This window comes from Corynebacterium sp., from assembly GCF_030532325.1.
In the GTDB taxonomy this organism is placed as follows: Bacteria; Actinomycetota; Actinomycetes; order Mycobacteriales; family Mycobacteriaceae; genus Corynebacterium.
Window position 1 is genome coordinate 47,139 of record NZ_JAUNLS010000003.1, and the last position, 15,135, is coordinate 62,273.

Sequence of the window (15,135 nt, forward strand, 5' to 3'; positions counted from 1 at the left end):
CCTTGCACTCAAGAGAATTTCTCCGACACAACAATTCACGACACTGTAAATCACGACACAACGAATCACGGCTGCACGCCGCAGCTTGTTTTACAGCCACAGAAAGGCCACGACGTGACTAACTCCACTCCGGATAGAACCCCGGCGATTCTCGTGCTGGCAGATGGCCGCACTTTCCGCGGCTATGGCTTCGGTGCCACCGGCACTTCGCTGGGTGAGGCTGTCTTCACCACCGCGATGACTGGCTACCAGGAGACCATGACCGATCCTTCTTACCACCGCCAGATCGTGGTCGCCGCAGCCCCGCAGATTGGTAACACCGGCTGGAACGATGAGGACAACGAGTCCCACGGCAACCGAATTTGGGTCGCTGGCCTGGTTATCCGCGACCTCGCGCACCGCGTGTCCAACTGGCGCGCCGAGCGCAGCCTCTCGGAGGAGATGAGTGCGCAGGGCATCATTGGCATCCGCGGCATCGACACCCGCACCCTGGTGCGCCACCTGCGCAACTACGGCTCCATTTCCGCCGGCATCTTCAGCGGTGAGGCCGCCACCCGCCCCGTGGAGGAGCTCCTCGCCGAGGTCAAGGCGCAGCCCTCCATGGCGGGCCGCGACCTCTCCACCGAGGTCTCCACCGATTCCCCCTACACCATCGAGGCAGAAGGGGAGAAGAAGTACACCGTCGTCGCCTACGACATGGGTGTCAAGACCGCCACCCCGGCTAACTTTGCCTCCCGCGGCATTGAGACCATCGTGGTCCCGGCCAACACCCCCTTCGAGCAGATCAAGCAGTACAACCCGGACGGCGTCTTCGTCTCCAACGGCCCCGGCGATCCGGCCACGGCCGACACCATGGCGGAGATCGTGCGAGAGATCCTCGCAGCCAAGTACCCGTTCTTCGGAATCTGCTTTGGTAACCAGATCCTCGGCCGCGCGCTGGGCATGGATACCTACAAGATGAAGTTCGGCCACCGCGGCATCAACGTTCCGGTGCGCAACCACCTCACCGGCAAGATCGATATCACCTCCCAGAACCACGGCTTCGCCCTGGCCAGCCCCAGCGGCCAGGAGAATCCGGCGGGCGAGGAGTTCGAGACCGATTTCGGCCCGGCGGTTGTGACCCACACCTGCCTCAACGACAACACCATCGAAGGCGTTGCCCTCCAGAACGGCATGGCCTACTCCGTGCAGTACCACCCTGAGTCTGCCGCTGGCCCGCACGATGCCAACCCGCTCTTCGATCAGTTCATCGCCCTGATGGACGAGCACTCCCCGAACAACTAAGAGCACCAGGAATAGGAAAGACGAGAAGACTTATGCCAAAGCGCAACGACATCAACCACGTCCTGGTCATCGGCTCCGGCCCGATTGTCATTGGCCAGGCCTGCGAGTTCGACTACTCCGGCACCCAGGCGTGCCGTGTGCTCAAGGAGGAGGGCCTGCGTGTCACGCTGGTCAACTCCAACCCGGCCACCATCATGACGGACCCGGAGTTCGCAGACCACACCTACGTGGAGCCCATCCAGCCGGAATTCATTGAGAAGATCCTCATCAAGGAACAGGAGGAGGGCCACCCCATTGACGCCGTGCTGGCCACCCTCGGCGGCCAGACCGCGCTCAACGCCGCGGTGCAGCTGGACCGCCTGGGCATCCTGGAGAAGTACGGCATTGAGCTCATCGGTGCGGATATCGACGCCATCGAGCGCGGCGAGGACCGCCAGAAGTTCAAGGACATCGTGGCCTCCATCGGCGGCGAGTCCGCCCGCTCCCGCGTGTGCCACAACATGGACGAGGTCCACGAGACCGTCGCCGAGCTGGGCCTGCCCGTTGTGGTTCGCCCCTCCTTCACCATGGGTGGTTTGGGCTCCGGTCTGGCCTTCACCATGGAGGACCTCGACCGCATCGCCGGCGGCGGCCTGGCCGCCTCCCCGGAGGCCAACGTGCTCATCGAGGAGTCCATCCTGGGCTGGAAGGAGTTCGAGCTCGAGCTCATGCGTGACGGCGACGATAACGTCGTGGTCATCGCCTCCATCGAAAACGTCGACGCCCTCGGTGTACACACCGGCGACTCCGTGACCGTGGCGCCGGCGCTGACGCTGACGGACCGCGAGTACCAGAAGATGCGCGATCAGGGCATCGCCATCATCCGCGAGGTCGGCGTTGATACCGGCGGCTGCAACATTCAGTTCGCCGTCAACCCCGTCGACGGCCGCATTATCACCATCGAGATGAACCCGCGCGTGTCCCGCTCTTCGGCGCTGGCCTCCAAGGCCACCGGCTTCCCGATTGCCAAGCTAGCCGCCAAGCTGGCCATCGGCTACACCCTGGACGAGGTCACCAACGACATCACCGGTGTGACCCCGGCCGCCTTCGAGCCCACCCTGGACTACGTCATCGTCAAGGCCCCGCGCTTTGCCTTTGAGAAGTTCCCTGGCTCGGACGACACCCTGACCACCACCATGAAGTCCGTGGGCGAGGCCATGGGCATCGGCCGCAACTATATCCAGGGCCTCAACAAGGTCATGCGCTCTCTGGAAACCAAGCCCTCCGGCTTCTGGACTCAGCCCGACGAGTACTTCGCCGGCGAGCGCGCCACCGACCTCGAGGCGGTACTCAAGGATTTGGAGCGCCCCACCGAGGGCCGCATGTACGACGTCGAACTCGCCCTGCGCCTGGGTGCGAGCATCGAGCAGCTGCACGAGCACTCCGGGCTGGACCCGTGGTTCCTCGCCGAGCTGGAGGCACTGGTGAACTTCCGCGAGGAGCTGGTCAACGCGCCGGTGCTCGACGCCGAACTGCTGCGCGAGGCCAAGGTCTTCGGGCTCTCCGACGCCCAAATCGCCGCGCTGCGCCCCGAGTTCGCGGGCGAGGATGGCGTGCGCTCCCTGCGCTGGTCCCTGGGCATCCGCCCCGTCTTTAAGACCGTGGACACCTGTGCCGGAGAGTTCGAGGCCCAGACCCCGTACCACTACAGCTCCTACGAGCTGGACCCCGACGCCGAGTCCGAGGTGCGCCCGAGCGAGCGCGAGACCAAGGGCAAGGTCATCATCCTGGGCTCGGGTCCCAACCGCATTGGCCAGGGCATCGAGTTTGACTACTCCTGCGTGCACGCGGCCCTCGAGCTCTCCCGTAAGGGCTACGAGACCGTCATGGTCAACTGCAACCCGGAGACCGTTTCCACCGACTACGACACCGCCGATCGCCTCTACTTCGAGCCGCTGACCTTCGAGGACGTCATGGAGGTCTATCACGCGGAGGCCTCCTGCGGGGAGGTCGCTGGTGTCATCGTCCAGCTCGGCGGTCAGACCCCGCTGGGCCTGGCCGAGCGCCTGACCGCCGCCGGCGTGCCGGTGGTGGGCACCTCGGCCGCCGCCATCGACCTGGCCGAGGACCGCGGAGAGTTTGGCAAGGTGCTCTCCGCCGCCGAGCTGCCAGCCCCGGACTTCGGCACCGCGACCTCCTTCGATGAGGCGCGGGACGTCGCCAAGCAGATCGGCTACCCGGTCCTGGTGCGCCCCTCCTACGTGTTGGGCGGCCGTGGTATGGAGATCGTCTACGACGAAACCTCGCTCAAGGACTACATCAACCGCGCCACCGAGATCACCTCGGATCACCCGGTGCTGGTGGATCGCTTCCTGGACAACGCCATCGAGATCGACGTCGATGCCCTGTGCGACGGCGAGGAGGTCTACCTCGGAGGCGTCATGGAGCACATCGAGGAGGCCGGCATCCACTCAGGCGACTCCTCCTGTGCGCTGCCGCCGATGACGCTGGGCCCGGAGGACATCGAGAAAGTGCGCGAGTCCACCCGCAAGCTGGCCCACGGCATCGGTGTCAAGGGCCTGATGAACGTGCAGTACGCGCTCAAGGACGACACCCTCTACGTCATCGAGGCCAATCCGCGCGCCTCCCGCACCGTGCCCTTCGTGTCCAAGGCCACCGGCGTGCCGTTGGCGAAGGCCGCCTCCCGCATCATGCTGGGCGCGAGCATCGCCGAGCTGCGCGCCGAAGGCATGATCCCCAGCGATTACGACGGCGGCTCCCTGCCGTTGGAGCACCCGATTGCGGTCAAGGAAGCCGTGCTGCCCTTTAACCGCTTCCGCCGCCCGGACGGCAAGCTGCTCGACACCCTGCTTTCGCCTGAGATGAAGTCCACCGGCGAAGTCATGGGCCTGGCCGATAACTTCGGCGCCGCCTACTCCAAGGCCGAGGAGGCCGCCTTTGGCCAGCTGCCCACTGAGGGAACCGTCTTTGTTTCCGTGGCCAACCGCGACAAGCGCACGCTCATCTTCCCGATTCAGCGCCTGGCCTCCATGGGCTACAAGGTGATTGCCACCTCGGGCACGGCCCAGATGCTGCGCCGCAACGGCGTCGAGTGCGAGGTTGCGGTCAAGGTTTCGGACGCCACCGAGGGCCAGGAATCGATAGTGGATCAGATTCTCGGCGGCAAGATTGACCTCATCCTCAACACCCCGGCCGGCTCCGCGGGCGCTCGCCACGACGGCTACGAGATCCGCGCCGCCGCGGTCAACGTGGGCATCCCGCTAGTGACCACGGTGCAGGGCGTGACCGCCGCGGTGCAGGGCATTGAGGCGCTGCGCGTGGGCGACATGCGCGTGCGCGCACTTCAGGAGCTCGAGCATGCCCCAGCCAAGTAATCAGCAAGCGGTGGGCTTTGGGCAGCGCCTCGTCGAGGCGGGGCGCCAGCGCGGAAGGCTGTGCGTGGGCATCGACCCGCACGCGCACTTGCTGGAGGCCTGGGGGCTGAGCAACGACGTCGACGGGCTGCGCAGCTTCACGATGACCTGTGTGGAGGCCTTCGCGGATTCCGCCGCCTTGGTGAAGCCCCAGGTGGCCTTCTTCGAGCGCTTCGGCTCCCGCGGGTTCGCGGTGCTCGAGGAGGCCTTGGCGGGCTTGCGCGAGCTCGGTTGCTTGACGCTGGCCGACGCCAAACGCGGGGACATCGGCTCCACCATGGCCGGTTACGCCGAGGCCTGGCTGGGAGAGTCCTCCCCGCTGCGCGCGGACTCGGTGACGGTCTCGCCTTACCTAGGCGTGGGCGCGCTGGCACCGGTCTTTAAAGAGGCGGAGAGAAACTCTGCGGGTGTCTTCGTGCTGGCAGCCACTTCCAACCCGGAGGCCCGCGAGCTGCAGAGCGTGCGCGACTCCTCCAGGCGCAGCATCGCGCAGTCCGTGGTGGATGCCTGCGCGGGCTACAACCGCGGCAGTGCGGACAAGCCCGCCGGTGTGGGCGGGGACATCGGCGTTGTGGTGGGTGCCACCTTGGCCGAGCCACCGCGTCTCGATGAGCTCAACGGCCCGGTGCTCCTGCCGGGCGTGGGCGCCCAAGGTGCGAGCGCGCAGGATGTGCGCGCTATCACTGCGGCGGCCCCGGAGCTTGGCTTTGCTAACGTCTCGCGGGGCATCCTCAAGCAGGGCCCGCGGGTTGCTGACCTGCGCGACGCCGTGAAACGCGCGGCCGAAGAGCTGAGCTAGCGCGAGCGAAAATTTCACCGTGACCAGGTCGGTGGTGGGGCATTTAACAGGCCCGCCGCCGACCTGGTATTTTGTTACAGGCAAGCCGTTGACGTGCACGAACCTCTCCGGCACGGAGAGCAAATTACGTCAATGTGCGTAGACCAGTGCTAGGATTGCCAGAAGTCGGCTCGCGAGCACCTCCTCACGGTGTCCAAGCTGGGGTAATACCCCGCCGCGTGGCCGAGATCTGGTACTAGTTACCACACGTACATATTCACACTAAGAAATCGGAGGAAACCCGTGGCCCTTCCCAAGTTGACTGATGAGCAGCGCAAGGAAGCCCTGGCTAAGGCCGCTGAGGCCCGCAAGGCACGTGCTGAGCTCAAGGCTGCGCTGAAGCGCGGCGAGACCAACCTGAAGGATGTTCTGGAGAAGGCTGAGACCGACGAGATCATTGGCAAGACCAAGGTCTCCGCTCTCCTCGAGGCTCTGCCGAAGGTTGGCAAGGTCAAGGCCAAGGAAATCATGGAGGACCTCGAGATTGCGCAGACCCGTCGTCTGCGTGGCCTGGGCGAGCGTCAGCGTCGCGCCCTGCTCGAGCGTTTCGGCTTCGGCGAGTAATTCATCATGTCTGACGCAGCTGCACGCGGGCGCCTCGTCGTTCTGGCTGGGCCCTCCGCAGTGGGCAAGTCCACGGTAGTGTCGCGTCTGCGCAATGATGTCGACAAGCTGTATTTCAGCGTCTCGATGACGACGCGCCAGCCTCGTCCTGGTGAGCAGGATGGGGTGGACTACTTCTTCGTGACCCCCGAGGCGTTCCAGGAACGCATCGATGCCGGCGAGATGCTCGAGTGGGCTGATATCCACGGTGGCCTGCAGCGCTCCGGCACTCCAGCCCAGCCGGTGGTGGAGGCCATGCAGGAGGGCCGCCCGGTTCTGGTGGAAGTCGATCTGGAAGGCGCGCGCAATGTCAAGGCAGCGTTGCCTGAGGCGGAGACGGTCTTCCTGGCCCCGCCCTCGTGGGACGTGCTGGTGGAGCGGCTGACCGGCCGCGGCACCGAGCCGCAAGACGTCATTGACCGCAGGCTGCAGACCGCACAGTCGGAGCTTGCCGCCCAAGACGAGTTTGATCACGTGATTGTCAACGAGAACCTCGATGACGCCGTGGCAGCTATTAGTGCTATCCTGCGTGGATAGGATGATTTTCGCATCATCGACCGCCCAACCATCAACCACGAAGTAAAGGTGCATGTGACCGACGTGACCACCCCTGCTAACAACGAGACTGCAAAGCCAGAGCCAGTCTTTGATCCGCCGATCGGCATTACCGCCCCGGCCATTGACACTCTGCTGGATAAGGTCTCTTCCAAGTATGCGTTGGTGATCTTCGCCGCCAAGCGCGCGCGTCAGATCAACAGCTACTACCAGGAGCAGGACGAGGGCGTCTTCGAGTTTGTCGGCCCGCTGGTGACCCCAGAGCCCGGCGAGAAGCCGCTGTCCATCGCCCTGCGCGAAATTGAGGCCGGCCTCCTCGACCACGAGGAAGGCAAGTAAGACCCTAGCTAGCGCTAGTGAGCCCCACGCCCGCCCCGCCACCCCGGCCGGGGCGGGCGTTTGCTGTACCTGAGGTAACATCGGGCGAGTGATTGAAGAACGTAGCTCCTCCCGCAACATCGTGGTGGGCGTGGCCGGCGGTATTGCCGCCTACAAGGCCTGCCACCTCATCCGTGAGTTCACCGAAGCCGGCGATAGCGTCCGCGTGGTGCCTACTCCCAGCGCGCTGAACTTCGTGGGCGCTGCCACCTTTGAGGCGCTCTCCGGAAATCCGGTCTCCATTACGGTCTTTGATGCCGTGGACGAGGTGCAGCACGTCACCATCGGTCAGCAGGCCGACGCCATCGTCATCGCGCCGGCCACGGCGGATCTCCTCGCGCGCCTGGCGGCCGGGCGGGCCGATGATCTTCTCACCGCCACGGTGCTCGTGGCCACCTGCCCGGTGATCGTGGCCCCTGCCATGCACACCGAGATGTGGCTCAACCCCGCCACCCAGGAGAACGTGGCCACGCTGCGTCGCCGCGGCATCCACGTCATGCAGCCGGCCCACGGGCGACTCACCGGCCGGGACACGGGTGCGGGCCGGCTGCCGGATCCGGAGCAGATCGCCGCTTTTGCCCGCACCATCCTCGAGGGCCACGCCGTGCCGTGTGATTGGCAGGGCAGGAAGGTGGTGGTCTCCGCCGGCGGCACGCAGGAGAACCTCGATCCGGTGCGCTTCATTGGTAACCGCTCCTCGGGGCGCCAGGGCTTTGCCCTCGCGGAGGTGGCCGCCCAGCGCGGCGCCGAGGTCACCGTGGTGGCCGGCAGCACCGACGAGCTTCCCACCCCCTGTGGGGCGCAGGTGGTGCGGGTGCGTTCCACCGCGCAGATGCAGCAGGCCATGGAGGAGGCCGCGCGCGACGCCGACGTCGTGATCATGGCGGCGGCCGTCTCTGATTACCGCCCAGCCAAGGTGGCAGAGTCCAAGTTAAAGAAGGGCAGCGCTGACGAGGAGCTTTCGCGGGTGGAGCTGGTGGAGAACCCGGATATCCTGGCGGGCCTAGTGCGCAAGCGCGATGCCGGCGAGATCAACGTGCAGGCAGTCATCGTGGGTTTTGCCGCGGAGACCGGGGACGCCGAGCACAGCGCGCTGGAGTACGCCACGGAGAAGTTTGCCCGCAAGGGCTGCGACGTCCTCATGGCCAACGAGGTCGGGGAGGGGAAGGTCTTTGGCCAGCGCAGCAACGAGGGGTGGATTCTGCGCCGCGGCGAGCAGCCGCAGGTGGTGGAGTCCGGTTCCAAGCAGGCGGTGGCCGCGCAAATCCTCTCTGCGGTGGATCCCCTTCTGGCTGCCAAGTAGGGAAATTAGACAGGTCAGATTGCAGCTATAGACCGCTTGGTCTACACTGTTGTCGTATTCGACAGAGCTTGAGGCCGCGCGCACGCGCCGCGCACCGCGACTGAGCGGATAATTGGAACGAGAAGAAGGTTTGAAAGTGACTGAACAAGCTGCCCAGGCAACGCGCCTATTCACCAGTGAATCCGTGACCGAAGGCCACCCGGACAAGATCTGCGATGCCATCTCCGATACCATCCTGGACGCCCTGCTGGAGACGGACCCTGACGCGCACGTCGCGGTGGAGACATTGGTGACCACCGGGCAGGTCCACGTGGTGGGCGAGGTGCGCACCACCGGCTACGTCGAGATTCCGCAGCTCGTGCGCAAGACCCTGGTGGACATCGGTTTCACCTCCTCCGATGTGGGATTCGACGGCCATACCTGCGGCGTCAACGTGGCCATCGGCGAGCAGTCCGAGGAGATCGGTGCCGGCGTGGATAACTCCAGCGAAGTCCGGTCCGGCACCTTCGAGGACGATGATCAGTACGGCGCGGGTGACCAGGGCCTGATGTTCGGCTACGCCACCGCGGAGACCCCGGAGTTCATGCCGCTGCCCATCTCTACCGCGCACCACCTTTCCCGCCGCCTCACCCAGGTGCGCAAGGAGGGTCTCGTGCCTAACCTGCGCCCGGACGGCAAGACCCAGGTGACCTATGCCTACGACGCAGACAATAACCCCACCCACCTGGACACCATTGTCATCTCCACCCAGCACTCCCCGGAGATCACCCAGGAGTGGCTGGCCGAGCAGCTGCGCGAGCACGTGGTGGAGTGGGTCATCAAGGACGCCGACCTGGGGAAGTACTACACCGAGGACACCCAGCTGCTCATCAACCCCTCCGGCTCCTTCATTTTGGGCGGGCCCATGGGTGATGCCGGCCTGACCGGCCGCAAGATTATCGTCGATACCTACGGCGGCATGGCCCGCCACGGCGGCGGCGCCTTCTCCGGCAAGGACCCGAGCAAGGTGGATCGTTCCGCCGCCTACGCCATGCGCTGGGTGGCCAAGAACATCGTGGCGGCCGATCTCGCGCACCGCGCCGAGGTCCAGGTGGCCTACGCCATCGGCCGCGCCAAGCCGGTGGGCCTGTACGTGGAGACCTTCGGCACGGCCAAGCATGGGCTTACCGACGCCCACATCCAGGCCGCCGTCAACGAGGTCTTCGACCTGCGCCCGGCCGCCATCATCCGCGAGCTGGACCTGCGCCGCCCGATCTACCGCCAGACCGCGGCCTACGGCCACTTCGGCCGCACCGACGTTGACCTGCCCTGGGAGCGCACGGATCGCGCCGAGGCACTACGCGCGGCGGCGGGGCTGTAGAATCTGGGCCCATGCCTAAGAAAACACCCGCCGCCCACAGACCGGTCGCGCGGGTGTTGCCTTTGCTGGGGGTGGCACACCTGGACCGCGGCTTCGACTACCTCGTGGACGAGGCCGACTCCGAGGCCGCCCAGCCCGGCGTGCGCGTGCGCATTCGCTTCAACGGCAGGCTTGTCGACGCCCTCGTACTCAATCGCCTCAGCGAGTCCGAGTACGGCGGCAACCTGCGCTACGTCGAACGCGTCATTTCCCCCTATGCGGTCTACACCCCGGCGATGTCGCGTTTGGTGGAGTCCTTGGCCGCGCGCTACGGGGGAGTGCGCTCCGACATCATCCGCAGCGCCATCCCGCCGCGCCACGCCCAGGCGGAGGAGTCGGACCTCAGCACCCCCTGGGAGGAACTGGGGGAGGCTACCGAGCCGGATCTTTCGGGGTGGTCGGCTTACCAGTATGGCGAGTCCTTCGTGGACTCCATCCTGGAGGGGCGGCTCGCGCGCGCGGCGTGGCAGATTGCGCCGGGGGACAGATGGGCTGAGGCCTTGGCTGCGCTGGCCGTGAAGGTCGCCCGCGAGGGCGGCGGCGTGCTCATGGTGGTGCCTGATCACCGCGAACTGTCCACGCTGGAAGCGGCGTTGCGGCAGCTGGTCTCCGCCAAGCAGATCACCGTGCTGGCCAATAGCACGGGGCCGCAGGCGCGCTACCGCCGCTTCCTTTCGGTGTTGACTGGCCAGGGGCGCATTGTCATTGGCACGCGTTCAGCCGCTTTCGCCCCGGTGCACAACCTGCAGCTGGCAGTGATCCTCAACGACGGCGACGACAACCTGGTGGATAACCTCAAGCCCTACGTGCACGCCAGGGAGGTGCTCACCACGCGCTCCTCGCAGGAGGGCTGCAGCCTCATCCTGGCCGGCCACTCCCGCACCGCTGAGGTCCAGCTGCTGGTGGAGTCCGGCTGGGCGCACGATCTGGTGGCCAGCCCCAGCACCCTGGAGAAGCGCTGCCCGTTAATCACCGCGGTGGGCACCTACGGCGTGAGCGTGGCGCGCAACATGCAGGGCGGCACGACCACTCTCTCCGGCCCCGCCTACCAGGCGGCAACGCGCGCCTTACAGCGCGACGAGCCCGTGCTGGTGCAGGTTCCGCGCAAGGGCTACGCGCCGGTCTTGGCCTGCGGCAGCTGCTTTTCTCCGGCGCGCTGCCGCCACTGCAACGGCCCCTTAGGTCTGCCTCCTGCCGAGGGCAACGCCCCGGCGCAGCTTCCCACCTGCCGCTGGTGTGGGCGAGTTGATGTCCAGTACCGCTGCGGGGAGTGCGGCTCGCCCCGCCTGCGCGCCGTGGTCTTGGGCTCTGAGCGCACCGCGGAGGAGCTTGGCCGCAGCTTTCCCAGCACCCGGGTGATTGTTTCCGGGGGTAACAAGGTCATCGACGAGGTCGCGGCGAAGGCCAGCGTGGTGGTGGCTACCCCGGGCGCGGAGCCGCGCGTGGAGAAGGGTGGCCACTACGGGGCTGCGCTGCTTCTCGACGCCACCGCGTTGCTCGGGCGCCAGGATCTGCGGGCCACGGAGGACACCCTGGCCAAGTGGACTCAGGCCGCCACTTTGGTCACCTCCGGCCTGCACGGCGGCGAGGTGGTGGTGGCCGCTGACGAGGAGCTTCCCGTGGTGCAGCACTTCTGCCGCTGGGACGTGGTGGGGGCTGCCGCGGAGGAGTTGCGCGGGCGTCGTGAGGTGCGCTTCCCGCCGGCGGTGCACTTGGCGGCCATCGACGGACCTGATGCCGCGGTGGATCACTTCTTGGAGCTAGCGGAGCTTCCCGAGCACGCCGAGATCCTGGGCCCAGTGCCGCTTCCTGCGGGGGTGAGCCTGCCGGGCGATTATGATCAGGAGCGTTTTGGTCCGCCGCAGCGCGTACTCGTGCGCACGCCTCTGGGTCCACGCTCGCAGCTCGGCAGCGCCTTGCGCGCGGCTAACGCCCTGCGCGGTGCGCAGAAAGACGAGCTGCCCATGCGCATTGCAGTCAACCCGATCAACATTGGCTAGACCACTGTGGCCTGTACTCAGTACGCTCAACTATTGTCGATACGTTGGCCTGCGCGGGGCCTTGTACACGGGAAGCCGCGCGGCACGCTGGGAATGACCACAGGTAGACAACCCAGCGAGCGAGACATAGCCCAGGCCTGTCACCGAGCGGAAGAGAAAGGCAGCACCATGACCATCCGGGACATCCGGCTCTACGGAGACCCAGTACTGAATACTCGCGCTACGGAGATCACCGAATTCGATGGCTCACTGGAAGTACTGGCGCAGGACATGCTGGAGACCATGGACGCTGCTGGCGGCGTGGGCCTTGCCGCCAACCAGATCGGCTTGACCAAGCGGATTTTTGTCTACGATTGCTCGCACTATCAGACAGGCCTGCGCGGGGCGATCATCAATCCCGTGTGGGCGCCGCTGGGGGAGCAGACCCAGCTCGGCGGAGAAGGATGCCTGTCCATCCCGGATGTTTCCGCGGAAACCGAGCGCTTTAGTACCGTCAAAGTCAGCGGCCGCGATGTCTACGGGCGCGAGATCTCCATGGTGGCCTCGGGGCTCATGGCCCGCTGTATTCAGCACGAGACGGATCACCTTGACGGTGTTCTATTCTTGGACAAGCTCGCCCCGGAGCTGCGCAAGGAAGCCATGCGTACCATCCGCAACTCCGAGTGGTTCAACGCCTAGTCCGTCTTCGTCACCTTTCTTCCCCGAACTTCCCCGAACTTCACCAAACTTCACTGCCCATCGAAGGAGCTTGAGACAGTGCGCATCATCTTCGCCGGCACCCCGGAACCCGCGGTGGTTGCTTTGGAAAAACTCATCGAATCCACCCATGAGGTTGTCGCGGTGCTTACCCGGCCGGACGCCCGCAAGGGCCGCGGCCGCAGCCTGCACCCCAGCCCCGTCAAAGAGCTGGCGCAGCGCCACGGAATCGAGGTGCTCACCCCCAGCACGCTGAAGCCGGGCACCGAGGACGGCGAAGCGCTGCGTGCTCGACTGCGAGAGCTGGCGCCTGAGGCCATCCCGGTGGTGGCCTACGGCAACCTCATCACCCCAGATCTGCTCGATGCCGCCCCGCACGGCTGGGTGAACTTGCACTTCTCCCTTTTGCCGCAGTGGCGTGGTGCCGCCCCAGTGCAGGCCGCCATCGCAGCAGGCCAGGAGCATACGGGCGCTACTACCTTCCGTATCGATGAGGGGCTGGATACTGGTGAGATCCTCAAGGTGATGGAGGAGGAGATCCGTCCCACCGATACCGCAGATGACCTGCTGACCCGCCTGGCGTACGCCGGCGGTGACCTGCTGGTGGAGACCATGGACGGTCTCGAAGACGGCAGCGTCCAGCCCCGGCCGCAGGAGGGCGAGGCCACCTATGCCCACAAGATCACCACGGACAACGCGCGCATTGTGTGGGAGGCGCAGCCGGAGGCGATTGACCGCCACATCCGCGCCCACACCCCGGGGCCGGGCGCGTGGACCACGTGGAACGGCGCTCGCCTCAAGGTGGGGCCGGTAGCGCTCCTGGATGCTGCCGCTGCTGAAGCACTTCCGCAGCTTGCACCGGGCCAGGTGCACGTGACCAAGAAGGCCGTGTTCGTGGGCACTGCCGGCCTGCCCGTGCGCCTCGACCGCATCCAACCACCAGGAAAGAAGATGATGAACGCAGCAGATTGGGGCCGCGGTATCGCGCCAGCGGTTAGAGGCGCAGGTGACAACAGCGAGGTGATCTTTTCATGAGCGGCGGATTTCGTTCCCGCAGCAAGTCCGGTGACCAGGAGCGCACCCCGCAGGGCGGCAAGCGCGACGCAGGCGGCCGCAAGAACGCAGACCGTAAAGGCCAGTGTGGTGGCGGCCGGCGCGGAGGAAATCAGCGCGGTGGCAACCAACGGGCCAATCAGCGTGGCGGTGGCCAGGGCCGTGGCCCCCAGCGGCGTCAGGGCCAGCGTGGCGAGCAGGACTTCTTCCGCGCGGCGCGTGGCGCGGGCGTGGATCTGCCGCGGGCAGTGGCCTTCCACGTCATCGAGCGGGTAGCCAGCGATGATGCCTTTGCCAACCTCATTCTGCCCAAGGTCCTGCGCGAGCAGAAGCTAACGGGCCGCGACGCCGCCTTCGCCACGGAGATCACCTACGGTGCGCTGCGCACCGAGGGCGTGCTCGACGAGGTCATCGCCGCGTGCTCCTCCCGCGAGCTCGATGGCATCTCCCCGGTGGTCCTCACCGCGCTGCGCCTGGGCACCTACCAGCTGCTTTACACGCGCGTCGAGCCGCACGCGGCCGTGGACACCACGGTGCGCCTGGTGGAGGCCTGCGGGCAGGAGAAAGCCAAGGGCTTTGCCAACGGCATCATGCGCACCATTACCCGCACCCCGGTCACAGAGTGGTTTGAGAAGCTCGCCCCGGGCGGGGAGATCGCCTCCGTGGCCTTCAAGCACGCGCACCCGGAGTGGATTGCGCAGAGCTTTGCCCGCGTGGTGGGCAGCGAGGAGCTGGAGGCCGCCCTGGCTGCGGATTCCGATCGCCCGATCGTGCACCTCGTGGCGCGGCCTGGCGAAATCTCCGCCGAAGAGCTCGCGCTCATCACTGGCTTTGAGGAAGGAAAGTATTCGCCCTACGCGGTCTACATGGACCACGGGGACCCGGGCGCACTCGACCCCGTGCGCGAGGGACTCGCCGCGGTCCAGGACGAAGGCTCGCAGCTCATCGCCCGCGCGGTGACCGAAGCGCCCGTGGAAGGAGAAGACCACGGACGCTGGCTCGATCTCTGCGCGGGACCGGGCGGCAAGGCCGCACTCATGGGCGCCATCGCGCGCATCGAAGGAAGCACCGTGGACGCCGTGGAGGTCTCGCCGCATCGCGCCGCGCTCATTGAGAAGACCGTGCGAGATCTTCCGGTGACTGTGCACGTAGCGGATGGGCGCAGCCCGGGCCTGGAGCCGGGCTACGATCGCGTGCTCGTTGATGCCCCCTGTTCCGGCCTCGGGGCCCTGCGTCGTCGGCCAGAGGCGCGCTGGCGCAAGAAGGAAAGCGATGTCCTCGAGCTCACCTCACTGCAAAAGGAACTGCTCACCTCCGCGCTCTCCCTGGTCCGACCCGGCGGCGTGGTAATTTACTCCACATGCTCGCCGGATCTGCGCGAGACCCGCGAGGTGGTGGACGCGGTGGTGGCCGCCACGGGCGTCGAGGAGCTGGACGGACGCAGCCTCATCCCGGACATGGGGAATGTGGGAGGGGAACTGTCGGTGCAGATGTGGCCGCACCGCCACGGCACCGATGCCATGTTCTTCGCCGTGCTGCGCCGCCCGCTGGAGGCCGAGGCCTCCGGCAGCGAGCAAAGTAGCACCGACGCCACCGAGTGATGACTAGGATGA

12 protein-coding genes are annotated in these 15,135 nt (G+C 66.2%); all 12 read left to right on the forward strand.

The genetic code is table 11. The annotated features are described in order from the left end of the window. Positions 1 to 114: 114 nt before the first annotated feature. On the forward strand, positions 115 to 1,284 hold the full coding sequence (gene carA / locus Q4E25_RS02570; protein WP_303153709.1) for a glutamine-hydrolyzing carbamoyl-phosphate synthase small subunit: 1,170 nt from the start codon (positions 115 to 117) through the stop codon (positions 1,282 to 1,284). Positions 1,285 to 1,316: 32 nt separating this feature from the next. Further along, entirely contained in the window at positions 1,317 to 4,658 is a 3,342-nt protein-coding gene (gene carB / locus Q4E25_RS02575) for a carbamoyl-phosphate synthase large subunit (RefSeq protein ID WP_303153713.1), read from the forward strand. Then, positions 4,642 to 5,496, forward strand: a complete 855-nt coding sequence (gene pyrF, locus Q4E25_RS02580; RefSeq protein ID WP_303153714.1) for an orotidine-5'-phosphate decarboxylase — start codon at positions 4,642 to 4,644, stop codon at positions 5,494 to 5,496. The genes carB and pyrF overlap by 17 nt, the downstream gene beginning before the upstream one ends. 282 nt (positions 5,497 to 5,778) lie before the next feature. Continuing rightward, positions 5,779 to 6,099 (forward strand): integration host factor, actinobacterial type, encoded by a 321-nt coding sequence (mihF, locus tag Q4E25_RS02585; RefSeq protein WP_303153717.1) that lies wholly within the window; start codon positions 5,779 to 5,781, stop codon positions 6,097 to 6,099. A 6-nt stretch (positions 6,100 to 6,105) separates the two neighbouring features. Then, complete coding sequence (gene gmk / locus Q4E25_RS02590) at positions 6,106 to 6,675, forward strand: guanylate kinase (protein WP_303153720.1); 570 nt, start codon at positions 6,106 to 6,108, stop codon at positions 6,673 to 6,675. A 54-nt stretch (positions 6,676 to 6,729) separates the two neighbouring features. Continuing rightward, complete coding sequence (gene rpoZ, locus Q4E25_RS02595) at positions 6,730 to 7,032, forward strand: DNA-directed RNA polymerase subunit omega (RefSeq protein WP_303153722.1); 303 nt, start codon at positions 6,730 to 6,732, stop codon at positions 7,030 to 7,032. 91 nt (positions 7,033 to 7,123) lie between these two features. Beyond that, on the forward strand, positions 7,124 to 8,374 hold the full coding sequence (gene coaBC, locus Q4E25_RS02600) for a bifunctional phosphopantothenoylcysteine decarboxylase/phosphopantothenate--cysteine ligase CoaBC (protein WP_303153975.1): 1,251 nt from the start codon (positions 7,124 to 7,126) through the stop codon (positions 8,372 to 8,374). Between the two features lie 136 nt (positions 8,375 to 8,510). Next, the gene (metK, locus tag Q4E25_RS02605; protein WP_303153724.1) at positions 8,511 to 9,734 is read left to right on the forward strand and encodes a methionine adenosyltransferase; all 1,224 of its coding nucleotides are present in this window, start codon (positions 8,511 to 8,513) and stop codon (positions 9,732 to 9,734) included. 11 nt (positions 9,735 to 9,745) lie between these two features. Continuing rightward, positions 9,746 to 11,773, forward strand: a complete 2,028-nt coding sequence (locus Q4E25_RS02610; RefSeq protein ID WP_303153726.1) for a primosomal protein N' — start codon at positions 9,746 to 9,748, stop codon at positions 11,771 to 11,773. Between the two features lie 168 nt (positions 11,774 to 11,941). Continuing rightward, positions 11,942 to 12,451 (forward strand): peptide deformylase, encoded by a 510-nt coding sequence (gene def, locus Q4E25_RS02615; RefSeq protein ID WP_303153729.1) that lies wholly within the window; start codon positions 11,942 to 11,944, stop codon positions 12,449 to 12,451. Positions 12,452 to 12,529: 78 nt separating this feature from the next. Continuing rightward, on the forward strand, positions 12,530 to 13,504 hold the full coding sequence (fmt, locus tag Q4E25_RS02620; protein WP_303153731.1) for a methionyl-tRNA formyltransferase: 975 nt from the start codon (positions 12,530 to 12,532) through the stop codon (positions 13,502 to 13,504). Next, complete coding sequence (locus Q4E25_RS02625; protein WP_303153734.1) at positions 13,501 to 15,123, forward strand: RsmB/NOP family class I SAM-dependent RNA methyltransferase; 1,623 nt, start codon at positions 13,501 to 13,503, stop codon at positions 15,121 to 15,123. Before fmt ends, Q4E25_RS02625 begins: the two co-directional genes overlap by 4 nt. Positions 15,124 to 15,135: the final 12 nt, after the last annotated feature.